Origin of the sequence: Ideonella sp., assembly GCF_041918995.1 — a bacterium.
In the GTDB taxonomy this organism is placed as follows: Bacteria; Pseudomonadota; Gammaproteobacteria; order Burkholderiales; family Burkholderiaceae_C; genus Ideonella.
Window position 1 is genome coordinate 106,169 of record NZ_JAYRUN010000013.1, and the last position, 23,857, is coordinate 130,025.

Sequence of the window (23,857 nt, forward strand, 5' to 3'; positions counted from 1 at the left end):
CCCTCCGAGAGTGCGATGGAAGTGGGGTGGATGCGCCGGGTCAGTCCTGCAGCGCGCGCTGGATGATCTCGGCCGTGTCGGCCGAGAGCTCGGTGCGCGCCGCCACGCGGGCAATGGCCACGCGGGCGGCCGAGCGGTAGGGCTCGGCCAGCTGGCGCCAGCGGTCCAGGGCACGCGCGAAGCGCGAGGCCAGCTGCGGGTTGATCGCGTCCAGCTCGATCAGGCGGTCGGCCCAGAACACGTAGCCGGCGGCATCCGCGCGGTGGAACGCGGCCGGGTTGTAGAACGCCAGCTGCAGCAGCAGCGAGCGCGCCCGGTTGGGGTTGTGCAGCGTGAAGTCGGGGTGCTGCAGCAGCTGGCGGGCGCGCGCGAACACCCGGCCGTCACGCTCGGGGGCGCGGGCCTGCAGCGTGAACCACTTGTCCAGCACCAGCGGCTCATGGCGGAACAGGGCGTGGAAGCGCTCCAGCGCCGGGGTGGCCAGCTGCGCGTGTGCGTTCACCAGGGCCGCCAGGGCGCCCAGGCGGTCGGTCATGTTGCTGGCGTCCTTGAAGCGCTGGTAGGCGCGGCCCGGCCACACGGGATCGTCCGTCGCCACCGCGCGGCGCACCAGCATGGCCAGCGCGAGGTTGGCCAGCGCGCGCTGTCCCGCCTGCTCGGCCGTCGGCTCGTAGCCACCCGCCACCTGATGCGATTCGAAGGCCCAGACCCAGTCGCCGTGCAGGCGCTCGGCCAGCTGGTCCACCAGCGATTCGCGCACCGCATGCACGCGCTGCGGGTCCACGTCGGCCACCTGCTCGGCCACGTAGCCTTCGGACGGCGGGGTGAGCGCCAGCTCCTTGAAGGCGGGGCTCAGGGCGGGGTCGCGCAGCAGGCCGCGCATGGCCTCGATGAAGGGCTCGTCGAGGTGCACCAGGCCACCGGTGCGCAGCGCGGCCAGCAGCCGGTTCAGCGCCAGGCGCTGGCTGGCCTCCCAGCGGTTGAACGCGTCGCCGTCGTGGGCCAGCAGCACCAGCAGCGCGTCGTCGTCCAGGCCGTCGTCCAGCACCACCGGGGCCGAGAAGCCGCGCAGCAGCGACGGCACCACGCCTTCGGTGACGCCGGTGAACACGAAGCGCTGCTCGGCCTCGGTCATCACCAGCAGGCGCTCGGTGCCGGCCGGTGCGGCTTCACCGTCCAGCTGCAGCGGCAGGGCGCGGCCGCTGTCGCGGCCCACCAGGCCGAGCGCCACCGGGATGACCTGGGGCAGCTTCTGCGGCTGGCCGGCGCTGGGGGCGTTGTGCTGGGTGAGGGCGAGCGTGTAGGTGCCCGCGGCGGCGTCGTGCTCGCCGCGTGCCGTGAGGCGCGGCGTGCCGGACTGCGCGTACCAGCGCTTGAACAGCGCCAGGTGCTCGGCCAGGGCACTGCCGGGGTTGGCATCGGCGATCGCCTGGGCGAAGTCGTCGCAGGTCACCGCCTGGCCGTCGTGGCGCTGGAAGTACGTGGCCATGCCGCGCGCGAAGCCCTCGCGGCCGACCAGGGTGTGCATCATGCGCACGACCTCGGCGCCCTTCTCGTACACCGTGGCGGTGTAGAAGTTGTCGATGGCCTGGTAGGCGTCGGGACGCACCGGGTGGGCCATCGGGCCGGCGTCCTCGGGGAACTGCGCCTCGCGCAGGCGCAGCACGTCGGCGATGCGGCACACGGCGCGGGCCGACGGGCTGCCGGCCATGTCCATGCTGAACTCCTGGTCGCGGAAGACCGTGAGGCCCTCCTTGAGCGACAGCTGGAACCAGTCACGGCAGGTGATGCGGTTGCCCGTCCAGTTGTGGAAGTACTCGTGCGCCACCACGCTCTCGATGCCGTCGAAATCGACGTCGGTGGCGGTGGCGGGGCTGGCCAGCACGAACTTGGTGTTGAACAGGTTCAGGCCCTTGTTCTCCATCGCGCCCATGTTGAAGTCGGGCACCGCCACGATCATGAAGCGCTCGAGGTCCAGCGGCAGGTTGAAGCGCGCCTCGTCCCACACCAGCGAGGCGATGAGCGAGTTCATCGCGTGCTCGGTCTTGTCCAGGTCGCCGCGGGTCACGTAGATCTGCAGCAGGTGGTCCTTGCCCGAGCGGGTGCGCACCCACTGCTCGCGGGCCACCAGGTCGGCCGCCACCAGCGCGAACAGGTAGCTGGGCTTGGGGAAGGGGTCGTGCCAGCGGGCGAAGTGGCGGCCCCCGTCGAGCTCACCTTGCTCCACCAGGTTGCCGTTGGACAGCAGCACCGGGTACTTCTTCCTGTCGCCGCGCAGGGTGACGGTGTAGACCGCCATCACGTCCGGGCGATCGAGGAAGTAGGTGATGCGGCGGAAGCCCTCGGCCTCGCACTGGGTGAACAGGCCCGAGCCCGAGGCATACAGGCCCGACAGCTGGGTGTTCTTCTCCGGGGAGATGGTGTTGCGGATCTCCAGCGTGAAGGCGTCCGCCGCCGGGGCGTCGATCACCAGCATGCCGTCCTCGTGGCGGAACGACACGCTCTGGCCGTCCACCAGCACGCGCAGCAGGTTCAGGTCCTCGCCGTGCAGCCGCAGGGGCTGCACGGGCTGCCCACCGTTGCGCTCGATGGCCAGCTTGCTGGCGACGATGGTCTTGGCCGCGTCCAGGTCGAGCGTGAGCTCCACGGTGCGGATCCAGTAGGCCGGGGCGAGGTAGTCCTCGCGGCGGACGATGGGGGCGACGCCTTCACGCAGCATGATGGGCGGTCCTGTTCTTGGTTGGGTCGGGCGGTGAAGAAGGGCCGCGTGGATCACACGCGGCCCGCGGGGTCAGAGGCCTTGCTTGAGGCTGGCCTCGATGAAGGGGTCGAGGTCGCCGTCCAGCACCTTCTGGGTGTTGGAGATCTCCACGTTGGTGCGCAGGTCCTTGATGCGGCTCTGGTCCAGCACGTAGGAACGGATCTGGTGGCCCCAGCCCACGTCGGTCTTGGTGTCCTCCAGCTTCTGCTGCTCCTCCATGCGCTTCTTCATCTCGAAGTCGTACAGGCGCGAGCGCAGGCGCCGCCAGGCGACGTCGCGGTTGCTGTGCTGGCTGCGGCTGTCCTGGCACTGCACGACGATGCCGGTGGGGATGTGCGTCAGGCGCACCGCCGAATCGGTCTTGTTGATGTGCTGGCCGCCCGCGCCCGAGGCGCGGTAGGTGTCGGTGCGCACATCGGCCGGGTTGATGTCGATCTCGATCGAGTCGTCGATCTCCGGGTAGACGAACAGCGAGGCGAACGAGGTGTGGCGGCCGCCCGCGGAATCGAACGGGCTCTTGCGCACCAGGCGGTGCACGCCGCTTTCCGAGCGCAGGTGGCCGAAGGCGTAGTCGCCCTCGACCTTGATGGTGGCGCTCTTGATGCCCGCCACGTCGCCCGGCGTCTCGTCTTCCAGCGTGGCCTTGAAGCCCTTGCGTTCGCAGTACTTCAGGTACTGGCGCAGCAGCATGCCGGCCCAGTCGCAGGCCTCGGTGCCGCCGGCGCCGGCCTGGATGTCGATGAAGCAGTTGCTCGGGTCGGCCGGGTTGCTGAACATGCGGCGGAATTCGAGCTTCTCCACCACCTCGCGCAGCTTCTGGGCGTCGGCCTCGATGGCCAGCATGCCGGGCTCGTCGCCCTCTTCCTTGCTCATCTCGAACAGCTCGCTGTTGTCCGAGAGGTTGCTCTGCAGGTGGTCGATGGTCTCCACGACCTCGTCGAGCTGCTTCTTTTCCTTGCCGAGTTCCTGGGCCCGCTTGGGGTCGTTCCAGACGTCGGGGTTCTCGAGGGTCGCGTTGACTTCCCTCAGGCGAAGGACCTTGCGGTCGTAGTCAAAGATACCCCCTTAGCGCCTGGGTGCGCTCGGAGAGGTCGGCCAGCAGGCTGCCGATGGCGTTGATGCGTTCGATGTCCATGGCGGACTCCGGTGTTCTGTGCGAAGCCGTCGATTTTCGCTCATTGGCCGACGGCCGTACGCCCCGGGTGCTTGCCGATGGCGCGTGGCGCGCGGCCCGGCACAATGCGTGCCCACCGTGGATGCCTTGCCGCCCGTCCGTCCCGCCCCCCCTGCGGCTGCCTCCGCCAGGGCGCCCCGGCCGTGGCTGGGGTGGCTGGCCGGCGCCGCCGCGCTGCGCATCCAGCTGGCGCTGGGCCGGCACGCGCCGGCCCTCGCGCATGCGCAGCGCCTCGTGGCCCGGCGCCCCGGCTCGCTCTGGGCGCAGGCCACCTGCGCCCACCTGCTGGCCCTGGCCGGGCGGCACGACGAGGCCCTGGCGCATGCCCGGGCGGCGGTCGCCGCCGCTGCGTCGCCCGCGGTGCGCCCCGCGGCACGTGCCACCGCCTGGTTCAACCTCGGCTACCTGCTCGACCAGGCGGGCGACGTGGCCGCCTCGGCGGAGGCCTTCCGCCAGGCCCTGCGGGCGCAGCCCCGGCTCGACCGCGCCTGGTACGGCCTGGGGCTGGCCGGGCTGAAGGCCGGTCGGCTCGACGAGGCCGAGCATGCCTTGCGCCAGTGCACCCGGCTGCAGCCCATGGCGCCGCATCCCTGGTACCAGCTGGCTCGCCTGCTGGCCGAGCGCGGCCAGACCGAGGAGGCCGGCCGCGTGATCGCCCGGCTGCGGCGCGTCGAGCCCCGGGCGGCGGCCCAGGCGGCGCGCGAGACCGGCCTGGAGCCGGCGCCGTGACGGCACCGGGCGAGGGCCTGGCCGAGCGCCGCCGGCGCCACTGGCGCGTCACGCGTGCCGTGACCGCGCTGCTGCTGGTGCTGTGGGCGGTGGTCACCTTCGGCGTGGCCTACGAGGCGCGGGCGCTCGACTTCCCGTTCTTCGGCTGGCCGTTCAGCTTCTGGGTGGCGGCGCAGGGCGCGCTGCTGGTGTACCTGGCCCTGGTGGGCGGCTACGCCTGGATCATGCGCCGGGTGGACGAAGCCCACGACCTCGACGAACTCGACTGAGACAGGCCGCCCGCGATGCCCCGACGCCCCCCCGGCAGCACGCGCCTGGCCAGCATGGCCTTCCGCAGCCACCTGCACGGCATCTACGCGCTGTACACGCTGTGCTTCGTGCTGTTCCTGGCCTCGGCCACCCTGGCCGAGCACTATGGCCTGCCGCGCAAGTGGATCGGCTTCGTGTTCCTGGCCGCGCCGGTGGTGATCTACGCGTTCATCGGCATCATCAGCCGCACGACCGAGGCGGCCGAGTACTACGTGGCCGGCCGCCGCGTGCCGGCCATGTACAACGGCATGGCCACCGGGGCCGACTGGATGAGCGCCGCGTCCTTCCTGGGCATGGCCGGCACCCTGTACCTCGCGGGCTACGACGGCCTGGCCTTCGTCATGGGCTGGAGCGGCGGCTACGTGCTGGTGGCGCTGCTGCTGGCGCCCTACCTGCGCAAGTTCGGCCAGTACACCATTCCCGATTTCCTGGGGGCCCGCTACGAGGGCAACCTGGTGCGCCAGATCGGCGTGGCCGCCACGCTGCTGGTGTCGTTCATCTACGTGGTGGCGCAGATCTACGGCGTGGGGCTCATCACCACGCGCCTGACCGGCATCGCGTCCTTCGAGATCGGCGTGTTCCTGGGCCTGGGCGGCATCCTGGTGTGCTCGTTCCTGGGCGGCATGCGCGCGGTCACGTGGACGCAGGTGGCGCAGTACATCGTGCTCGTGGTGGCCTACCTGGTGCCGGTGGTGTGGCTGTCGGTCAAGCAGACCGGCCACCCGGTGCCGCAGGCGGTGTACGGCCAGCAGCTGCAGAAGGTGACCGAGGCCGAGGCGCGCTTCCTCACCGACCCGAAGGAGCAGGAGGTGATCGCCGCCTTCCAGCAGCGGGCCGACGAGCTCAGCCGCAAGCTGCAGGACGTGCCGCGTGCGCTGGCGGCCGAGCAGCAGGCGATGGAGGACCGCATCGCGTCGCTCAAGGCGATGAACGCCCCGCAGCGGCAGATCCAGGCAGCCGAACGTGCCCTGACCACCTTGCAGCGCGATCCCGCCGCCATGGCCGAGGGCTGGGCGCGCGAGCGCGACGAGCTGCTGTCGCGCGCACGGCCGCTGGGCGGCATGCCTGCCCATGCCCGGCCCTTCGCGGGCGACCCCGGCGGCACGCCCGCCGAGCAGCAGGCCTACGAGGCCTCGCGGCGCAACTTCCTCGCGCTGGTGTTCTGCCTCATGCTCGGCACCGCGGCGCTGCCGCATGTGCTGACGCGCTACTACACCACGCCCTCGGTGCGCGAGGCGCGCGAGTCGGCCACCTGGACGCTGCTGTTCATCAGCGCGCTGTACCTCACCGCACCCGCGCTGGCGGTGCTGGTGAAGTACGAGGTGTTCAACTCCCTGGTGGGCACGCCGTTCGACCAGCTGCCGGCGTGGATCGCCAACTGGGCCAAGGTGGACCCGTCGCTGATGTCGGTGGTAGACATCAACCACGACGGCATCCTGCAGCTGGGGGAGATCAAGATCGGCGGCGACATCATCGTGCTGGCCACGCCCGAGCTGGCCGGCCTGCCGTACGTGGTGTCGGGCCTGGTGGCGTCGGGCGGCCTGGCCGCGGCCCTGTCCACGGCCGACGGCCTGCTGCTGACCATCGCCAACGCGCTGTCGCACGATTTCTACTACCGCATGGTGGACCCGAACGCCTCCACGGCGAGGCGGGTGATGATCTCCAAGGTGCTGCTGCTCATCGTGGCGCTGGCCGCGGCGCTGGTGGCCGCGCGCCGGCCGGCGGACATCCTGTTCCTGGTCACCGCGGCGTTCTCGCTGGCCGCCTCGGCCTTCTTCCCCGCGCTGGTGCTGGGCATCTTCTGGAAGCGGGCCAACCGCCTCGGCGCGGCGGCCGGCATGCTGGCCGGCCTGGGCGTGAGCAGCTGGTACCTGGCCACCACGCAGCCGTGGCTGCGCTCGGCGCTCGGCCTGCAGGGCGAGCCCACGCTGTGGTGGGACATCGAGCCCATCTCGGCCGGCGTGTTCGGCGTGCCGGTGGGGTTGGCGGTGACGGTGGTGGTCAGCCTGCTCACGGCGCCTCCCGCACCGGCCACGCAGGCCTTCGTCGAGGGCCTGCGTTATCCGCGTCAGCCCGGCTGAGGCGCGTCGAGGAAGGCCTGCAGGCACTCGGCCAGCGCCTGCGGCTGGTCGTGGTGCAGCATGTGGCCGCAGTCGTGCAGCAGCGCGCGCGACAGCGCCGGCACCACCGCCAGGCGCGATTCGAAGTCCTCGCGCGGGTAGCGGTCACCCCACCACTTGGTCACGTCGGTCTCGTTGCCCTCCACCCACAGCACCGGCGCGGTGATGCGCTTCCAGGTCTCGAGCACCTCGTCCTTGCGGTAGAGGACCGGGTTGGTGCGCTTGTGGGCGGGGTCGCCCAGGATGTGCCAGCGGCCGTCCTCGCGCCGCTCGGCCCAGTGCGCGGCCAGCCAGGCGGCATGGGCGGCGTCCAGCCGCGGGTTGTTCTGGCGCAGGCGCTCGGCCACGGCCCCGCTGCTGGCGTAGTCGCGCAGCTGCTGTGCGGTGCGCAGTTCGTCGAGCCATTGGCGCAGGCGCTGCGGCGCATGGTGCGGCCGCGTCTCCGGCAGGCCGAAGCCCTCCAGGTTGACCAGCCGCCGGATGCGCTCCGGTCGCACCCCGGCGTAGCCCATCACCACGTTGCCGCCCATGCTGTGGCCCAGCAGGTCGAGCGGGGCGTCGCCGGACAGGCCCAGCTCATCGTGGTGCAGCAGGGCGTCCAGGTCGCCGAGGTAGTCGGCGAACCAGTAGCTGTCCGTCGGCGGCACGCGCGTGCCGCCGAAGCCGCGCCAGTCGGCCGCCACGATGTAGCGCGCCGCGCCCTCGCGCTCGGCCAGCGCGTCCACCACGAACTGGAAGGACGCGCCCACGTCCATCCAGCCGTGCACCATGAACAGGGCAGGGCGCTCGGGCGTCACGAGCGACGCGTCGCCCCAGCAGATCACGTGGTAGTCCAGCCCACGCACGGGCACGAAACGGTCGACGCCCGGGCGGCGGGGCAGGTAGCCGGGCAGGCCGGCAGGGGGGGCAGGGTCTGGGGCGCTCATCCGGCCGACTGTAGGGCCGGGGCACCGACCGGTGCTGGCACTGAGGTGACAGACGGCGGCGCGGCGGCACGGCAGGACAATGCCGTGCATGAGCGATACCCCCACCCCATCGACCCCGTCCCGGCCCTTCGTGCTGCGTGCCGCGCAGCCGCGCGACGTGCCGGCCATCGTCGGCCTCATCGGCGAGCTGGCCGAGTTCGAGCAGCTCACGCACCTGCTGGAGGTGACGCCCGACAAGCTCATGCCGCACCTGTTCGGCCCGCGCCCGGTGGCCGAGTGCTGGGTGGCCGAGCTGCCCGAGCCGGCCGGCCACGTGGCGGCATTCGCGCTGGCCTTCACCAACTTCTCCACCTTCCTCGCGCGGCCCGGCCTGTACCTGGAGGACCTGTACGTGCAGCCGGCGTACCGCGGCCTGGGCCTGGGCCAGGCGCTGCTGCGCCACCTGGCAGCGGTGGCGGTGCAGCGCGGCTGCGGCCGCTTCGAATGGAGCGTGCTGGACTGGAACACGCAGGCCATCCGCTTCTACGAGAAGATGGGCGCCACGGTGATGCCCGACTGGCGCATCTGCCGGCTCAGCGGCGAGGCCCTGCAGCGGCTCGGCGAGACGCGCTAGGAGCGCAGCCGCCTGCCGCCGGGTCAGCCGAGCCTGGCCAGGCGCTCGCGTGCGTCTTCCAGGTGCTTGGGGTGGCCGCGGCCGGCGGACACGAAACGCTGCAGCAGGGCACGCGCCTTGGCGGTGTCGCCCAGGCCGAGCCAGGCGAGGGCCTCGCGGTAGTCCAGCGGCAGGCCGGCCTGCCCGCGCAGGCCGCGCGCCTGGGCGTACAGGCGCAGCGCGTCCTGCAGCGCGCCGGCCTCCTGCTTCACGCGCGCCAGGCCGTAGACGGCCAGCGCGCGTCCGGGATCGGCCTGCGCCAGCCGCTCGAACAGCGTCCGTGCCGGCTCCACCTGCTGGTTCTGCAGCCGCGCGGCGCCCATGCCGCCCAGCTGCTGGTAGGCGGCGTTGCGCACGGCCGGCTGCGCCGCGGCAAGCAGGGGCCACAGCAGCCGCTCCGCCTCGTCGAACCGTTCCTGGCTGAGGGCCACCATGGCCTGCAGGCAACGGCCCTGCTCCGCGTCGCGCGCCTCGGTCTGGCGCACCAGCTCGCGCGCCTTGTCCACGCCGCCCCCCGCGATCGCCGGCGCGGCCAGGTAGTACTGCAGCAGGCCCACCCGGTGGTTGAAGTTGTCCGGCGCCAGCGCCACGCCCTGCTCGAAGCCGGTGCGGATGCGGCCGGCCATCGTCATGGCCTTGAGCATGCCGGCGCGCAGCGCCTGCACGCCCATCACCAGCCCCAGCATGTGGTGGCACTCGCCCGCCTGGGGGTGGCGCTGCAGGCAGGCCTCCACCAGCGGCAGGGCGGCGTCCACGTCGGCCGGCTGGGCGTGGGCCAGCAGCGCGTAGCCCAGCGCCGCGGTGGCCTGCGGATCGGCCGGCTCGGCCTTCAGGCGCTGGCGTGCCGCGGCCTCCAGCTCGGCATGGCGGTCCTGCTCCAGCAGGGTGTTCCAGGCCGGGTCACGCAGCGCCTGCGCGTGCAGGGCGGGCGCGGTCAGCAGGGCGGACAGGCCGATGGCGGCGAGCAGTTGGCGAGGGGTCATGGGCGGGCAGGGCGAGCGCGGGAGAGGAAGGATGGGGGCCAGGGGGGCGACGGGGGTTCGGGTCGCCCCGGCTGACGCGGCGGCGGCGCGCCGCCTACCCTCCTGGCATGAACGACATGATGCATCGCCTGCGCCCGCCGCAGGCGGACGAGGACCGGCATGCCGCCTGGCACGGCGGCTTCCGCTGGCGGGTGCCGGCGCGCTTCAACATCGCCGAAGTGTGCGGCGCCCGGTGGGCCCGCGACCACCCCCAGGCCGTGGCGATCCGCGAGGAGCGGGCCAACGGCCGGGTGGTGCTCCACCGCTACGGCGCGCTGCAGCAGGCGGCCAACCGGCTGTCGAACGCCCTGCGCCGGCTGGGCGTGCGCAGCGGCGACCGGGTGGCGGTGGTGATGCCCCAGCGCGCCGAGACGGCCGTGGCCCACCTCGCGCTGTACCAGATGGGGGCGGTGGCGATGCCGCTGTCCATGCTGTTCGGGCCCGATGCCCTGGGCTTCCGCCTGGTCGACAGCGAGGCCGGCGTGGCCATCGTGGACGAGTCGGCGGTGGCGAACCTGCTGGCGGTGCGCGCCGAGTGCCCGGCCCTGCGCACGGTGGTGGCGGTGGGCGCTGCCCGCGGGCAGGGCGACATCGACTGGGAAGCCGCGCTGGCCCGTGAGGAGGCCACCTTCACCGCCCGGCGCACGCATGCCGACGATCCGGCGGTGCTCATCTATACCAGCGGCACCACGGGCCCGCCCAAGGGGGCGCTCATCCCGCACCGTGCGCTGATCGGCAACCTGCCGGGCTTCGTGTGCAGCCAGAACCTGCTGCGCGGCGCGCCCGGCCGGCCGCCGCGCCGCGCGCTGGGGCCCGGCGGCCTGCCCGCCGACGCGGTGTTCTGGAGCCCGGCCGACTGGGCCTGGACCGGCGGCCTGATGGACGCCCTGCTGCCGTCCCTGTACTTCGGCATGCCCATCGTGGCGGCGCATGGCCGCTTCGCGCCGGAGCGCGCCTTCGAGCTGATGCAGCGGCACCGCGTGACGAACAGCTTCCTGTTTCCCACCGCGCTCAAGGCCATGATGAAGGCGGTGCCGCAGCCACGGGCGCGCTACCCGCGCCTGAAGCTGCGCGCGGTGATGAGCGCCGGCGAGGCCGTGGGCGACGCCGTGTTCGCCTGGTGCCGCGACGAGCTGGGGCTGGTGGTCAACGAGATGTTCGGCCAGACCGAGATCAACTACATCGTGGGCAACTGCAGCCAGACGGAGGGCAGCGACGGCCACCCGTGCCCCGGCTGGCCGGCCCGCCCGGGCAGCATGGGCCGGCCCTACCCGGGCCACCGCGTGGCGGTGATCGACGACGAGGGACGCGAGTGCCCCCCTGGCGTGCCCGGCGACGTGGCGGTGCACCGGCGCGATGCGCACGGCCATCCCGACCCCATCTTCTTCCTCGGCTACTGGAAGCGCGAGGACGCGACCCGCGCGAAGTTCACCGGCGACCCCGCCGACAGCTGGTGCCGCACTGGCGACACGGCCGTCATGGACGAGCAGGGCTACCTCTGGTACCAGGGCCGCAGCGACGACGTGTTCAAGGCGGCGGGCTACCGCATCGGCCCGAGCGAGGTGGAGAACTGCCTGGTCAAGCACCCGGCCGTGGCGAACGCCGCGGTGGTGCCCAAGCCCGACGCCGAGCGCGGTGCCCTGGTGAAGGCCTACGTGGTGCTGGCCCCGGGGCATGCCGCCAGCGACGCCCTGGTGGCGCAGTTGCAGGCCCATGTGCGCGGCCAGCTGGCGCCCTACGAGTACCCGAAGGAGATCGAGTTCATCGACGCCCTGCCCATGACGACCACCGGCAAGGTGCAGCGCCGCGTGCTGCGCCTGCAGGAGGAGGAGCGGGCGCGCGCGGCCGCCGCGGCCGGCTGACGGGCGGACCGCGGGCCGGACGACGGGCCGGACGAGGACGCAGGCGAGGCGGCCGTTCATTTGCTGCAGTTCCCGGTGGCGACCTTGGCGGCCAGCAGTGGCAGGCCCAGCAGTCCCCCCGGCACCGCGTCCTTCATGCAGTCGCCCTTGGTGGAAGCGGCCACCCCCTGGGCCATCGCCGTGTCGGTGCGCGCGGGGGCCATGCCGGTGGCGTCGGCGGCGCGTTCGTGCAGCAGCGGCTGGCGGCCGGCCAGGCGGATGGCGGCGCGCGTGGCCTCGCTGTCCATCAGCCGCTCGGTGGGGGGCTGCGAGGCGGCGGACGCCGGAGGCGCCGCGGCCACGGCAGCCAGCGGGGGAGCCGGCGCCGGCAACGGCACCACCCACTGCGCCGCCGGTGGACGGGGCGCAGGCGGCGGGGCGGGTGGCGTGGGGGGTGGCATGGCGAGGCGCGGGCGCTCGGCGGCCGGGCCGGTGACGTCCACCACGGCGGGCCGGGGAACGGCCTGGGGCTGCACCCAGAGCAGGACGGCGGGGCGATCGTGCGTCACCCACACGCTGCGCCAGCGCATGGCCTGCCACAAGCCCGCCACCAGCAGCACGTGCAGCAGCAGCACCACGCCCAGGGTGCGGCGGCCGGCGCGGGGCCGCCAGCCGGTGTCAGCCGGCGGCATCGTCCGGCCCCGGGTCCGTCTCGTCGCCCGGCTGCCATTCCAGCAGGTCGCCCGGCTGGCAGGCCAGCACCGCACAGATGCGCGCCAGCGTGTCGAAGCGCACCCCGCGCACCTTGCCGGACTTGAGCAGCGAGATGTTCGCCTCGGTGATGCCCACGCGTTCGGCCAGCTCGCGCGAGCGCATCTTGCGCCGGGCCAGCATCACGTCCAGGTGCACGACGATCGGCATCAGACGAAGCCTTCGTTCTCTTCGGCCGCGCGCGCCGCCTCGCGCATCACCCGGGCGATCGCCACGAACACGAGGGCCACCAGCACCAGCGCATAGTCGTTGGAGCTGACCGTGACCATCAGCTGGCGCTGGCCGGGCGGGTTGTCCCAGGACACCGCGACCGACCCCAGCGCACGCGCCAGCGGCTGCACCAGGCCCAGCACCACCAAGCCGCCCGCGAAGCGGCGCAGGCAGCGCAGGGCACGCTCGCTGAACACGGCGCCGTGCCGGTACTCGCCGAACAGGCCCCACAGCTGCCACAGCAGCGCGAGCGCCACCGCCACCGGCAGTACCGAGACGGCGGCCATGCGGGCCTGCACGGCCGGCGTGATGCCGCCCTGGGCCAGGCGCACCAGCGCCGGGTCGATGGCCGCGTCCCCCACCAAGGGCGCCAGCCAGCCGGGCGCGAACGCCTGCAGCAGCGGCACGGCCAGCAGCACCGGCGCACCCAGCAGCACCAGGGCCCGCACGCCCAGGGCCAGCCGGCGCAGCCGGGCGGCCAGCGCGTCGCGTGGAGGGCGGGGGAAGGTGTCCGGATCGTTCGCCATGGCTTATCGTAAAACGATAAAAACTATCCGTCAAACAGCATCGGCCAGCGCCATGGTCCATGTCCGCGGCACACTGCGGCCCATGGCGAAGAAAGAACGGCATGTCAGCGAGACGCCCGCCACCCAGTGGCTCAAGGCGCAGGGCATCGCGTATACGGAGCATGTGTACGACTACGTGGACCACGGGGGCACCGCGGAGTCCTCGCGGCAGCTCGGCCGGCCCGAGCACGAGGTGGTCAAGACCCTGGTGATGCAGGACGAGCGGGGCGAGCCCCTCATCGTGCTGATGCACGGTGACCGCCAGGTGAGCACCAAGAACCTGGCCCGGGCCATCGGCGCGAAGAGCGTGGAGCCGTGCAAGCCCGAGGTGGCGCAGCGCCACAGCGGCTACCTGGTGGGCGGCACCTCGCCGTTCGGCACGCGCAAGGCCATGCCGGTGTACGTGGAGGACACGGTGCTGGCGCTGCCGGCCATCCTCATCAACGGCGGCCGGCGCGGGTTCCTGGTGGGCATCGCGCCGGCGGTGCTGACCGACGCGCTCGGCGCGCGCCCGGTGCACTGCGCGCTCGGCTGAGCGGCCCGCGCGCTCAGCGGCCGAGGTCGCCGGCGATCGTGGTGGCCGCGTGCGACATGACCGCGTCGATCTGCCGCAGCACCTCGTCGAAGGCGAGCGGCTTGGTGACGTAGGCCCGTGCCCCGGCCGCGATGGCGGCGTTCACCGTCTCGTCCATCGCGTCGGCCGACACCATGACCACCGGCAGGCGGCACAGGGCCGGGTCCTGCGACAGGGCATGCAGCAGGTCCAGGCCGCGGCCGTCGGGCAGCTGCATGTCCAGCAGCAGCAGGTCCGGCGGCGCGTGGCGCAGGCTGGCCATGCCGTCGGCCAGTGTGCCGCAGACCTCCAGCGTCAGGTCGGGACGGCGGCCCACCAGGGCGGCCATCACCAGGGCGTTGACCGCATCGTCCTCGATGTAGAGCAGCCGGCGCGACCGCCCCGCGGCGGCCGCCTCGTCCACCGGCTCGGGCGGCCGTTCGGCGTCCGCCGGGGCCTGCGACAAGGGCAGCGTGACGGTGAACTCGCTGCCCACGCCGGCCGTGCTGCGCACGTTCATCTGGCCTTGCATCAGCGACACCAGGGTGCGCGTGACCACCAGCCCGATGCCCGCGCCCGGCTTGCCCGAGCTTTCGCGGCCGAGCCGGTTGAACGACTGGTACAGGCCCTCCAGCTGCGTGGGCGTCATGCCCAGGCCGGTGTCGCGCACGCTAATGTGCACGGTGCCCGGCTGGCTGCCGCGCCGCGCATGCAGGTGCACGCGTCCGCCGGGGCGGTTGTACTTGACCGCGTTGCTCAGCAGGTTCACCAGCACCTGCTCCACGCGCACCGCGTCCGCATGGATCCAGCGGGCGTCCTCGGCGATCTCCAGGGTGCAGCGCACCTGGTCACGGTCGGCGTCGGCCGCCACGAAGGCGAGCGCGTCGCGCGCCAGCGGCGCCAGGTCCACCGGGCCCAGCGTCAGCCGCAGGCGGCCGGACTCGATGCGCGACAGGTCCAGCACGTCGCTGATCATGCCCGTCAGGTGCCATCCCGCGCGCTCAATGAGGGCCACGCCCTCGCGCCGCTTCGCATCGCCCCGGATCACCGGGTCCTGCGAGAGCGACTGGGCGAAACCGACGATGGCGTTGAGCGGCGTGCGCAGCTCGTGGCTCATGCGGGACAGGAACTCGGTCTTGGCCATGCTGGCCGCCTCGGCCGCCGCCCGCGCCTGCTCGGCTGCCCGGGTGCGCAGGGTGTCGGAGATGTCGGAGAGCACGACGATCCACACCACGTCGCGCGCGCCGCTCACGGGCGTGAGCTGCGCCTGGGCCTCCACCGGGGCGCCGCGGCCCGCGGGGCGCAGCGTGAGCCGGTCGGTGCGCGGCTCGCGTCGGCGCAGGCGCGGCGCGATCCAGTCGGCCAGGTCGATGTCGCCCTGTGGCGTGGCCACGCGGGCCAGCCCGGCGAGGGACTCGCGGCCGGACAGGGCCTCCGGCGGGTGGCCCAGCAGCCGGGCCGCCGCCTCGTTGGCGAAACGCGGCGCCATGGCGCCATCGAGCGCCAGCAGGCCGTCGCGCAGCGACCCGAGGATGGCCGAGCGCTCGTGCAGGTTGTCGCGCAGCTGTTGCTCGGCCGCCTCGCGCCGCCGTGTCTCCACGGCCCGCGCATCGAGGAAGCGGTTGATGGCCAGGGCCACGGTTGCCACCTCGTCGGTGCTGGCGTCCTGGCCGGGCGCCACGGCGCGCACGGGCAGCCGGGCGCCGGGGTCGTCACTGTGCAGGGCGCGCAGGTCGTGCACCAGCACCAGCAGGCGCCGGATGATGAGGCGGTGGATCACCCACAGCAGGCCGAGCGTGATCGACACCACCTTGAGCAGCTCCCAGGGCAGGCGCTGCACGGCATTGCGTTCGATCTGGGTGTCCACGGCGGCGAAGGACTCGCTGATGCGCAGGGTGCCGATGGGCACGGTGCGCATCTCCACCCGCAGGGGCCGGTCCTGGGTGGCCGGCGCGCGGGCGCGGTCGAAGCCCGGGCGCCAGATGTCCACCAGCGACTTGCCGTCGTCGGCCAGCACCTCCACCCGCACGATGGCGCCGTCGCGCACCAGGTTGCGGGCCAGCAGCTCCAGCGTCGGCTGGTCGTAGTTCCACAGGGCCAGGGCGATGGGCGGCGTGCTCAGGGCCAGCGCCGCCTCCGCCTGCGCCCGCGCGGCGTTGCGCAGCTCGCCGCGTTCGCGCCAGAGCTCCATGCCGCCCACCAGCACCATGACACCGACGGCAAAGGCAGCCACCGATGCCAACATGCGCGTGACCAGCGAGGAGTTGATGCGCAGCAAGCGAAGAATGTCCAGAGGCGAAGGGAAGGGCGTGTCGCCGGGGGTGCCACCCGCCAGGACCGGCCTGCACCCGCGGCGGTGAGGCAGTCGATCAGCATACCGAAGGCATGGGCAGGCGCCAACCGCCCGATGCGCCTGCCCGGCGCCTTACACTGCCGGGCCCGGCGCGGTTGCCGGCGGTCGAGTCCGGCATGTCTGTCATCACTTCCCTGGGCGCCGTGGGCGTCGCGTACCTCGTCGGGTCCCTGTCCTTCGCGGTCATCGTGAGCCGCGCGATGGGGCTGTCCGACCCGCGCTCGTATGGCTCCGGCAACCCCGGCGCCACCAATGTGCTGCGTTCGGGCAACAAGGCGGCGGCGCTGCTGACGCTCGTTTTCGATGCGCTCAAGGGCTATGTGCCCGTGGTGGCGGCCCTGTGGCTGGCGCCCCGGTTCGGCTGGGGCGAGCCCACGGTGGGCGCGGTGGGCCTGGCCGCCTTCCTCGGCCACCTGTGGCCCGTGTTCTTCCGGTTCCAGGGCGGCAAGGGCGTGGCCACCGCCGCCGGCGTGCTGCTGGCGCTGAACCCGTGGCTCGGGCTCGCCACGCTGGCCAGCTGGGCCCTGGTGGCCGGCTTCACGCGCTACTCCTCCTTGGCGGCCATCGTCGCGGCGGCGTTCGCCCCATTCTTCCAGATGCTGGGCTGGGGCGCCACGCCGGTGCTGCTGCCGATCACGGTGATGAGCCTGCTGCTGGTGTGGCGGCACGAGGGCAACATCCGCAAGCTGCTGGCGGGCACCGAGTCCCGCATCGGCCAGAAGGCGGCGCCGACGGCGCCCCCCCACGGCCACACCGCTGGCCATGGCGGCGGCCACCCGCATTCCCACTCCAAGCGCAAGCATTGAACCTTCCATGAGCAGCATCCAACGCTTCGACGTCGGTCCCCGCATGTCCGAGATGGCCGTGCACCAGGGCGTGGTCTACCTCGCCGGCCAGATCGCCGAGGACGGCACGCAGGACATCGCCGGCCAGACCCGGCAGGTACTGGGCGCCATCGACGCACTGCTGGCGCGCGCCGGCAGCGACAAGTCGAAGATCCTGCGCGCGCAGATCTACCTGGCCGACCTGGCCGAGTTCGACGCCATGAACGCCGTGTGGGAGGCCTGGGTGGTGCCCGGCCACACGCCGCCGCGCGCCACGGTCCAGGCGCGGCTGGCCAAGCCGGAATGGAAGATCGAGATCGTCGTGACCGCCGCGGTGGCCTGAACCCGGGCGTTCACAGGCCAAGGGCGGCGGCGTCGCCGCGGCCCTGGCGCACCAGCACCGGCTCGTCGCCCTGGCTGAGGTCGATCACGGTGGTGGGTTGCATGGGGCAGGCGCCCGCGTCCACCACCGCCTGCAGCTGCTTCTCGAAGCGGTCGCGGATGGCAGCGGCCTCGTTGAGCGGCTCGTCCTCGCCGGGCGGGATCAGCGTGGTGGCCAGCAGCGGCTGGCCGAACTCCGCCAGCAGCGCCTGCAGCACCCGGTGGGCCGGCACCCGCAGCCCGATCGTGCGGCGCGACGGGTGCGACAGCCGGCGCGGCACCTCCTTGGTGGCCTCGAGGATGAAGGTGAAGGGCCCCGGCGTGCCCAGCTTGAGCAGCCGGTACTGGCGGTTGTCCACCCGTGCATAGGTGGCCAGCTCCGAGAGATCGCGGCACAGCAGGGTGAGGTGGTGCTTGTCGTCCACCTGGCGGATGCGGCGCAGGCGCTCGGCGGCGCCCTTGTCGTCCAGGTGGCAGGCCAGGGCGTAGCTGGAGTCGGTGGGCACCGCCACGATGCCGCCACCGTGCAGGATCTGCGCGGCCTGCTTCAGCAGCCGCGGCTGGGGGTTGTCCGGGTGGACCTCGAAGTGCTGGGACATGACGGCGTATTGTCGCGCGCGGGGCTGTCAGCGCCGACGGCCCCTCCGGCGTTGTGTCGGATCACTCGTCCCAAGACCTGAGGAGGTTCCCATGTCCACGATTCTTGCCGCCTGGCGACATTCCACCCGTCGATCGGGCACCGCGACGGTGGCCGCCGCCCTGCTGGTCGTTGGCGCGTCGGTGGTCGGGTGTGCCACTCCACCGTCCGGCACGCCACAGGTCGACGGTCGCCTCGCGGCAGGCTGGGAGGCCAGTGCGCGGCCACTCTTCCTTCGTGGCCCCGGCCCGTCCGCTGGCACCACCGCCTGGCTCGTGCCCGCCACCTTGCCTGCGGGCACGTATGAGGTCATCAGCCGGCGTGGCGGCAACGTGAAGGTGGTCGACGGCCACCGATTCACCGTGGACAACCGGCCCTACAAGGACCTCGTGCTGATCTTGTCGACCGGCGACACGGGCGTCGAAGCCGTGGATTCTCGCTTCGTCAGCGCGACAGCGGCGCGCTGACGCCGGAGCCGGGCGCCTGCGGCGCGATCAGCATCACGTCCGCCTTGCCGCCCACGCACCCCGTGGTCTGTCCCGGTGCGCAGCGGGGCGGCGGCGGCGGCGAGGGCGGCAGCTTGCGCCGCTCGGAGCCGGAGTCGTGCACGAGCAGCAGCCAGACGGCGACCACCACCGCCGCGGTGGCGGCGATGATCAGCAGGCGCTGCCGGCGCGTGGTGGGGCGGAAGTCGTTGGACATGGGGGCGCGATTGTCGTCGCTTCGGCTGCGGGGCAGGTGCCGTCAGTCGGCGATGGTGTCCACGATGACCGGTGGCGGCCTGGCCGGCCCGCTGCGCACGTTGAGCCAGGCGCCCGCGGCACCGCAGGCGGCGATGACGCCCATGCCGACGAAGGCCCAGCCGTCCGGCACCTGGCGGAAGATGAACCAGCCCAGCACGGTGGCCACCGCGATCTGCACGTAGACAAACGGCATGAGCGTCGCCGTGGGCGCCATGCCCAGCGCCAGGATGAGCAGCAGGTGGCCCACCGTGCCCAGGGCGCCGATGGCCAGCATCAGGCCGATGCCCCAGGCCGGCGTCGCCTGCAGCGTGGCCCACACGGGTACCGGGCTGGCCCACAGCACCGGCGTGAGCAGCAGCGTGCCGGTCAGGCCGGTGTAGAAGTGGGTGGTGTAGGGACTCTCGCTGCCGGCCAGGCGCCGGGTGAGCACCTGGAAGCTGGCATAGGTGAAGGCGCCGGCCAGCGGGAACAGCACCGCCCAGCCGAAGACGCCGGAGCCCGGCCGGATGACGATGAGCGCCCCGGCGAAGCCGCCCGCCACCAGCGCCCAGCGCAGCGCGCTCACCCGCTCGTGCAGCCACCACCCGGCCAGCACGATGACCAGCAGCGGCGTCAGCATGTTGATGGCCGTGAACTCCGGCACCGGCATGTGCTGCACGCCGTAGAAGCTCATCGCGCTGGTGGCCGCCAGCAGCAGGCCGCGCACCACCTGGAAGCGGGGCTGGCCCGTCACGAAGGCGGCGCGCCCGCCGCGCGCGGCCAGCCAGGCCCCCATGGTCACCGCCTGGAACACGTAGCGCGCCCAGAAGAACAGCAGCACCGGCATGAAGCCGCCCAGGTAGCGGCTGGTGGAGTCCATGGTGGCGAAGCAGCTGACCGCCAGCACCACCAGGCCGATGCCCAGCAGCGGACGTTGCCGGGGCAGCCCCGCGGCGGCGTTCATCCGGCGAGCGCGCCGGCGGCCGCCGCCGCTGCGGCCCGCGGCAGCCGGCCCGGCTCGCCGGGGCGCGGCGGCCGGTGGCCGGCCAGCGTGTCCGCCCACAGCGACCACACCGGCGTGACGCGCGCGGGCAGGTCCGGCAGCGCGCCCAGCGGCACCCGGCTTTCGCCCGGCGCATGGAAGTCGCTGCCGCGCGAGGCGAGCAGGCCGAACTCGGCCGCCATGTCCGCGTAGCGCTGGACTTCGTCAGGGAAATGGCTGCCGCAGGTCACCTCGACCGCGCGGCCGCCATGGGCCTGGAACTCGCTGAACAGCGCGTACTCCACGGTGGGGCTCAGGCGGTAGCGCGCCGGGTGGGCAATGGCAGCCACGCCGCCCGCGCCGTGGATCCAGCGCAACGCATCCCCCAGGCGCGCCCAGTCGTGCGGCACGTAACCCGGCTTGCCTTCCTTGAGGTAGCGGCCGAACACCTCGCCCACGCTGGCACAGTGGCCGCTGTCCACCAGGAAGCGGGCGAAATGGGTGCGCGAGACGAGCTCCGGGTTGGGCGCCAGCGCGCAGGCCGCCTCGTAGGCACCGGGGATGCCGGCCGCCGCCAGGCTCTCGCCCATGCGGCGGGCGCGCTCGGTGCGACCGGCACGCAGCCGGGCCAGGCCCTGCACCAGCTCGGGGTGCCCGGGGTCGAAGCCGAAGCCGAGGATGTGCACCGTCTCGCCGGCAAAACTCACCGAGATCTCGACGCCGGACACGTAGGCCAGGCCCAGGGCCTCGGCTGCCGCGCGGGCAGCGGCCTGGCCGGCCAGCTCGTCGTGGTCGGTGAGCGACCACAGGGCGACGCCGGCCTCGCGGGCGCGGCGCGCCAGCTCGGCCGGCTCCAGGCTGCCATCCGACGCGGTCGAGTGGCTGTGGAGATCGGCGTTCAGCAGGTGCACCGGCGGATTGTAGGAAGCGCACCCGCGACGCGCTGGTGCAGGGGATTGCGGCTCAGCCGCCCCGGGCGGCGTGGATGCGGCTTCCCTCGGTCTGCTGGAAGCGCTCCACGATGTCCATGCGCTGCGGTCCGCGCCAGTCGGGGTGGGCCAGGTCGATCACGCGGCAGGGCCAGGGCGGCTCGATGAGGCCCAGCAGCTCGTTCCAGTCGTGGAAGGGGCCGGGCTGGTCCAGGGAGGTGGACCGCTCGATGACGAGCAGGTGCAGCACCCAGCCGCGGGCGCGCGTATCGGTCTTGGCGACGAGCCAGGCGCGGCCGATGGCGCGCTCCTGCTTCAGCCGCTCGAGCAGCGGCCGCAGGCTGCGGCCGCCGAGGCGCGGCGCGGCCAGCGTCTGGGGGCCGGAGAAATCGGTGAGCACGCCGAGGGCGCGCTGCGACTCGCGTTCGAGCTCGCCGATGCGCAGCCGCACGGCGCGCAGGGCCTCGATGCCCTCGCGCTGCACCAGGGCCCGCTCCAGGCGGCGCGCCGCCGGCAGCGCCCAGGCGGGGTCGCTGCTGCCGGCCTCGGACATGGGCTCGTCGGACACCTCGCGCAGCAGTTCCATCGCCTCGTTCGCATCGGGCGGCAGGTCGGGCAGCAGGTGGCGCGAGGGCAGCGGCCCGCGGGCGTCGAGCAGCATGGTGGCCAGCAGCGTGCGCACGCCCGGGTGTCGCGGATGGCGCGCCAGCGCCTCGCGGGCAATCGGCACCGCGGCGGCCGGGCCGCTGACCTGCGCGGCGGTGCGGACCCACAGCAGCAGGTCGTCCACGGCGACCGGCCGGCCGGCATGGGCCTCGGCCAGCTCGGTGAGCAGGCGTTGCTGGTCGCGGTGCCGCCGGTGCAGGGCGGTCCAGGCGGGCGCGGCCTCGCGCTGCCAGTGCGCGTCCACGAGATCGATCCAGCTGTCGAGCTGGCGGCCCAGCAGGGCGTCGGCGGCGCTGCGGCCCTCGCTGGCGCGCTTGGACAGCCGTGCCGCGTCGCCGGTGAGGGCCAGGCGGTCGCGCAGGGGCGCGCGCAGGTCGCCGCGCGGCGGCATGCTCTGCAGCGCGTCATGCAGCCAGGACTTGGCCTGCGGGTGGCGCAGGCTGGCGCCGATGAGCGCGCGCAGCTCGCGCAGCGGCAGCACGTTGGGCAGGTGCGAGTCGCGCGCGGCGGCCCAGCGCTGGGGCCAGAAGACCTCGTCGAGGAAGCGCTGCTGGATGGCCGGCCCCATGAGGGCGGTGGCCAGCGACGGCGCACCGCGCTGCGCCAGCACGAGGCGGTCGGCGATGGTGGCTTCCTCCCGGCCCACCACCACGGCGCGGGCCTCGAAGGCCGGCCAGAAGCGGTGCATGAACGGCCCGATGACGGCGTCCTGCCAGCCGGCGAGCAGGCGGCTGGGCACCCAGGCGGTGGCCAGGGCGGCCCATTCACGGCGGCGCCGCTCCACCCAGGCGGCCGGCTCGCGCCAGCGGCCCAGCCAGCCGGTCTCGCGGCGCAGCGGCACCAGGGCGTGCAGCACCAGCGCCGCCAGCGACTCGCTGGGCAGCGCCATCATCAGCGGCAGGCCGATCACCAGCACCTGCCGGGGCAGCCCCAGCAGGCCCAGGCGCGGCCGTGGCAGCAGGCGCACCTGCAGCGAGGTGTCGAACCGCAGTTCGTCGACGGGCTCGGCGTTCAGGGCGGCACGCGCCTGCTCCACCAGCGCGTGCACCTCCTTGGCCTGGCGGGCGCCCACCACCACCCCCGGCGCCGGCGCGGCCGGCAGGCGCAGGGCGCGCAGCAGCGGCCAGCCGGCGGCGGCCAGCGCGGCGGCGGGCAGCAGCCACCAGCCGCCGCCGGGCCCGAAGACGGCCAACGCCAGGCAGCCGAGCAGGGCGATGCCCAGCACGCACGCGCTGGCGGCCAGTGCCAGCAGGGCCAGCAGCGCGTCACGCGCCGCGGCCCGGGTGAATTCGCGCGGCCGGTCGGCCCACGCGTTGGCGTGCCGCCCGACCTGGCGGCGAAACCATGCGTCATCCCTCATCGCGGACGCATTTCTCCAGATGGATCGAAAGCCGCGATTGTCCTCCTCGGGCACGCCCGCCCACCGTGACGTCCTGCGCGCCGCGGGCCCGCCTGTCGGCGGAGATCGCAACAAAACGCGGGTCCGGTGGCCGGCGCCGGGGGATGTCAGCGCTGGATGCGCTGCAGCCGGCCGCTGTCGGTGAGCAGGTAGATCCAGCCGTCCGGCCCCTGGGCCAGCGCCCGCACGCGGTCGTTCAGCTGGCCGGCGAGCGGCTCGTCGCGCGAGACCTCGCGGTCGCCGTCGAGCACGATGCGCCACAGCGTCTGCCCGGCCAGCGCGCCGGTGAAGGCGTTGCCACGCCAGGCCGGGAAGCGGTCGCCCGTGTAGAACATCAGGGCGCTGGGTGCCGTGGACACGGGCACCCAGTACGACACGGGCTCGACGAAGCGTGGCGCGTGCGTGCCGCCGCCGATGCGGCAGTCGTCGCCCACCGGCGAGCCGTAGGGGCAGCCGTAGCTCACCACCGGCCAGCCGTAGTTGGCGCCGGCCTGCACCCGGTTGAGCTCGTCGCCCCCTTGCGGGCCATGCTCGGTGCTCCAGAGCTGGCCGGTGCCCGGCCGCCAGGCCAGGCCCTGCGGATTGCGGTGGCCGTAGCTCCAGATCTCGGGCCGGGCGTCGGGGCCCAGCCCCGGGTTGCCCGGCGGCACGCTGCCGTCGGTGCGGATGCGGATGATCTTGCCCAGCGTGGTGCGCAGGTCCTGCGCGGGGGTTTCCTTCTGCCGCTCGCCCAGGGCCACGTACAGCAGGCCCTCGGGGCCGAAGGCGAAGCGCGAGCCGTAGTGGCCGCTGCCGCTGACCTTGGGCACCTGGCGGTAGATGACGGTGAGGTTCTCCAGCGCATCGCCCACCAGCCGGGCCCGGGCGACGGCGGTGCCCGACAGGTTGGCCTCGGTGCCGGTGCCGCGCTCGGAGTAGCTGAGGTAGATGCGCCCGTTGCTGGCGAACTCGGGGTCGAGCGCCACGTCCAGCAGGCCGCCCTGGCCGGCCGACACCACCGGCGGCACGCCGCGGATCACGGCCTCGGTGCGCCGGCCGTCGGCCGACAGCCGCAGCAGGCGCCCGCCCTTTTCGGTGACGAGCAGGCGGCCGTCGGGCAGGAAGGCCATGCCCCAGGGGCTGGACAGGCCGTCGTGCAGGGTGACCAGGCGGGGCGCGCCCGCTTCCGCCTGGGCGCCCGTGCCGCTGTCGTCGGTGCCGCCACCGCAGCCACCGGCCAGGCCGGCCAGGGCCACGGTGAGCACGGCGGCCTGCGCGAGGCCGGTCACCCGCAGGCGGCGCATGGCTCGGCCCGGCGGGAGGCTGCGGGAGGAAGTGGCGGTGTCCATGC

The 23,857-nt window shown here is 73.4% G+C and carries 23 protein-coding genes; 9 read left to right on the plus strand and 14 right to left on the minus strand.

The window, feature by feature from the left end; genetic code table 11:
- Positions 1 to 40: 40 nt before the first annotated feature.
- Positions 41 to 2,716 carry an aminopeptidase N gene (gene pepN / locus ACE3UN_RS13290; RefSeq protein WP_374675474.1) on the minus strand — a complete coding sequence of 892 codons (2,676 nt, stop codon included), beginning with the start codon at positions 2,714 to 2,716 and terminating at the stop codon, positions 41 to 43.
- 75 nt (positions 2,717 to 2,791) lie between these two features.
- A protein-coding gene (prfB, locus tag ACE3UN_RS13295; RefSeq protein WP_374675439.1) for a peptide chain release factor 2 occupies positions 2,792 to 3,896 on the minus strand; the annotation gives its coding sequence in 2 pieces (ribosomal slippage) (positions 2,792 to 3,814 and positions 3,816 to 3,896; 1,104 coding nt in all).
- A 108-nt stretch (positions 3,897 to 4,004) separates the two neighbouring features.
- Between prfB and ACE3UN_RS13300 the strand changes: the two genes are divergently transcribed.
- The 3 genes from ACE3UN_RS13300 to ACE3UN_RS13310 are packed head-to-tail and all read left to right on the plus strand — an operon-like array spanning position 4,005 to position 7,054.
- Positions 4,005 to 4,664 carry a tetratricopeptide repeat protein gene (locus ACE3UN_RS13300; protein WP_374675440.1) on the plus strand — a complete coding sequence of 220 codons (660 nt, stop codon included), beginning with the start codon at positions 4,005 to 4,007 and terminating at the stop codon, positions 4,662 to 4,664.
- Positions 4,661 to 4,933 (plus strand): DUF4212 domain-containing protein, encoded by a 273-nt coding sequence (locus ACE3UN_RS13305; RefSeq protein WP_374675441.1) that lies wholly within the window; start codon positions 4,661 to 4,663, stop codon positions 4,931 to 4,933. Before ACE3UN_RS13300 ends, ACE3UN_RS13305 begins: the two co-directional genes overlap by 4 nt.
- A 15-nt stretch (positions 4,934 to 4,948) precedes the next feature.
- Complete coding sequence (locus ACE3UN_RS13310) at positions 4,949 to 7,054, plus strand: VC_2705 family sodium/solute symporter (protein ID WP_374675442.1); 2,106 nt, start codon at positions 4,949 to 4,951, stop codon at positions 7,052 to 7,054.
- On the opposite strand, the gene ACE3UN_RS13315 is transcribed toward ACE3UN_RS13310, so the two are convergent.
- The gene (locus tag ACE3UN_RS13315; RefSeq protein ID WP_374675443.1) at positions 7,042 to 8,019 is read right to left on the minus strand and encodes an alpha/beta fold hydrolase; all 978 of its coding nucleotides are present in this window, start codon (positions 8,017 to 8,019) and stop codon (positions 7,042 to 7,044) included. The two genes, ACE3UN_RS13310 and ACE3UN_RS13315, sit on opposite strands and share 13 nt — an antisense overlap.
- A gap of 88 nt (positions 8,020 to 8,107) precedes the next feature.
- Between ACE3UN_RS13315 and ACE3UN_RS13320 the strand changes: the two genes are divergently transcribed.
- Entirely contained in the window at positions 8,108 to 8,632 is a 525-nt protein-coding gene (locus ACE3UN_RS13320; RefSeq protein ID WP_374675444.1) for an N-acetyltransferase family protein, read from the plus strand.
- A 23-nt stretch (positions 8,633 to 8,655) separates the two neighbouring features.
- Here ACE3UN_RS13320 and ACE3UN_RS13325 read toward each other — a convergent pair whose 3' ends face one another.
- Positions 8,656 to 9,654: a hypothetical protein gene (locus tag ACE3UN_RS13325; RefSeq protein WP_374675445.1), complete on the minus strand. Its 999-nt coding sequence runs from the start codon at positions 9,652 to 9,654 to the stop codon at positions 8,656 to 8,658.
- A 116-nt stretch (positions 9,655 to 9,770) separates the two neighbouring features.
- Between ACE3UN_RS13325 and ACE3UN_RS13330 the strand changes: the two genes are divergently transcribed.
- Positions 9,771 to 11,555, plus strand: coding sequence for an acyl-CoA synthetase (locus ACE3UN_RS13330; protein WP_374675475.1), 1,785 nt, complete (start codon positions 9,771 to 9,773; stop codon positions 11,553 to 11,555).
- A gap of 56 nt (positions 11,556 to 11,611) precedes the next feature.
- On the opposite strand, the gene ACE3UN_RS13335 is transcribed toward ACE3UN_RS13330, so the two are convergent.
- From ACE3UN_RS13335 to ACE3UN_RS13345, 3 genes are read right to left on the minus strand one after another with little or no spacing between them, the layout of a single operon-like run.
- Positions 11,612 to 12,226 carry a hypothetical protein gene (locus ACE3UN_RS13335; RefSeq protein WP_374675446.1) on the minus strand — a complete coding sequence of 205 codons (615 nt, stop codon included), beginning with the start codon at positions 12,224 to 12,226 and terminating at the stop codon, positions 11,612 to 11,614.
- Positions 12,213 to 12,455: a helix-turn-helix domain-containing protein gene (locus ACE3UN_RS13340; protein WP_374675447.1), complete on the minus strand. Its 243-nt coding sequence runs from the start codon at positions 12,453 to 12,455 to the stop codon at positions 12,213 to 12,215. The genes ACE3UN_RS13335 and ACE3UN_RS13340 overlap by 14 nt, the downstream gene beginning before the upstream one ends.
- Complete coding sequence (locus ACE3UN_RS13345) at positions 12,455 to 13,042, minus strand: DUF2975 domain-containing protein (protein ID WP_374675448.1); 588 nt, start codon at positions 13,040 to 13,042, stop codon at positions 12,455 to 12,457. Before ACE3UN_RS13345 ends, ACE3UN_RS13340 begins: the two co-directional genes overlap by 1 nt.
- Positions 13,043 to 13,124: 82 nt before the next feature.
- Here ACE3UN_RS13345 and ybaK point away from each other — a divergent pair, with 82 nt between their 5' ends.
- The gene (gene ybaK, locus ACE3UN_RS13350) at positions 13,125 to 13,616 is read left to right on the plus strand and encodes a Cys-tRNA(Pro) deacylase (protein WP_374675449.1); all 492 of its coding nucleotides are present in this window, start codon (positions 13,125 to 13,127) and stop codon (positions 13,614 to 13,616) included.
- Positions 13,617 to 13,629: 13 nt separating this feature from the next.
- Here ybaK and ACE3UN_RS13355 read toward each other — a convergent pair whose 3' ends face one another.
- On the minus strand, positions 13,630 to 15,912 hold the full coding sequence (locus ACE3UN_RS13355; RefSeq protein ID WP_374675450.1) for an ATP-binding protein: 2,283 nt from the start codon (positions 15,910 to 15,912) through the stop codon (positions 13,630 to 13,632).
- Positions 15,913 to 16,103: 191 nt separating this feature from the next.
- Between ACE3UN_RS13355 and plsY the strand changes: the two genes are divergently transcribed.
- Together plsY and ACE3UN_RS13365 are read left to right on the plus strand one after the other, a co-directional pair.
- The gene (gene plsY, locus ACE3UN_RS13360; protein WP_374675451.1) at positions 16,104 to 16,793 is read left to right on the plus strand and encodes a glycerol-3-phosphate 1-O-acyltransferase PlsY; all 690 of its coding nucleotides are present in this window, start codon (positions 16,104 to 16,106) and stop codon (positions 16,791 to 16,793) included.
- Positions 16,794 to 16,800: 7 nt separating this feature from the next.
- Complete coding sequence (locus ACE3UN_RS13365) at positions 16,801 to 17,154, plus strand: RidA family protein (RefSeq protein ID WP_374675452.1); 354 nt, start codon at positions 16,801 to 16,803, stop codon at positions 17,152 to 17,154.
- 10 nt (positions 17,155 to 17,164) lie between these two features.
- On the opposite strand, the gene ACE3UN_RS13370 is transcribed toward ACE3UN_RS13365, so the two are convergent.
- Positions 17,165 to 17,791, minus strand: a complete 627-nt coding sequence (locus ACE3UN_RS13370; protein ID WP_374675453.1) for an L-threonylcarbamoyladenylate synthase — start codon at positions 17,789 to 17,791, stop codon at positions 17,165 to 17,167.
- Positions 17,792 to 17,882: 91 nt separating this feature from the next.
- Here ACE3UN_RS13370 and ACE3UN_RS13375 point away from each other — a divergent pair, with 91 nt between their 5' ends.
- Positions 17,883 to 18,296: a hypothetical protein gene (locus ACE3UN_RS13375; RefSeq protein WP_374675454.1), complete on the plus strand. Its 414-nt coding sequence runs from the start codon at positions 17,883 to 17,885 to the stop codon at positions 18,294 to 18,296.
- Here the strand turns inward: ACE3UN_RS13375 and ACE3UN_RS13380 are convergent.
- The 5 genes from ACE3UN_RS13380 to ACE3UN_RS13400 form a co-directional block, all read right to left on the minus strand.
- The gene (locus ACE3UN_RS13380; protein ID WP_374675455.1) at positions 18,274 to 18,531 is read right to left on the minus strand and encodes a hypothetical protein; all 258 of its coding nucleotides are present in this window, start codon (positions 18,529 to 18,531) and stop codon (positions 18,274 to 18,276) included. The genes ACE3UN_RS13375 and ACE3UN_RS13380 overlap by 23 nt on opposite strands.
- 42 nt (positions 18,532 to 18,573) lie before the next feature.
- Complete coding sequence (locus ACE3UN_RS13385) at positions 18,574 to 19,515, minus strand: DMT family transporter (protein ID WP_374675456.1); 942 nt, start codon at positions 19,513 to 19,515, stop codon at positions 18,574 to 18,576.
- Entirely contained in the window at positions 19,512 to 20,444 is a 933-nt protein-coding gene (locus tag ACE3UN_RS13390; protein ID WP_374675457.1) for a 3',5'-nucleoside bisphosphate phosphatase, read from the minus strand. The genes ACE3UN_RS13385 and ACE3UN_RS13390 overlap by 4 nt, the downstream gene beginning before the upstream one ends.
- 52 nt (positions 20,445 to 20,496) lie before the next feature.
- On the minus strand, positions 20,497 to 22,488 hold the full coding sequence (locus ACE3UN_RS13395; protein ID WP_374675458.1) for a hypothetical protein: 1,992 nt from the start codon (positions 22,486 to 22,488) through the stop codon (positions 20,497 to 20,499).
- 146 nt (positions 22,489 to 22,634) lie between these two features.
- A complete protein-coding gene (locus ACE3UN_RS13400) occupies positions 22,635 to 23,855 on the minus strand; it encodes a PQQ-dependent sugar dehydrogenase (protein WP_374675459.1) in 1,221 nt (406 codons plus the stop codon).
- Positions 23,856 to 23,857 lie beyond the last annotated feature (2 nt).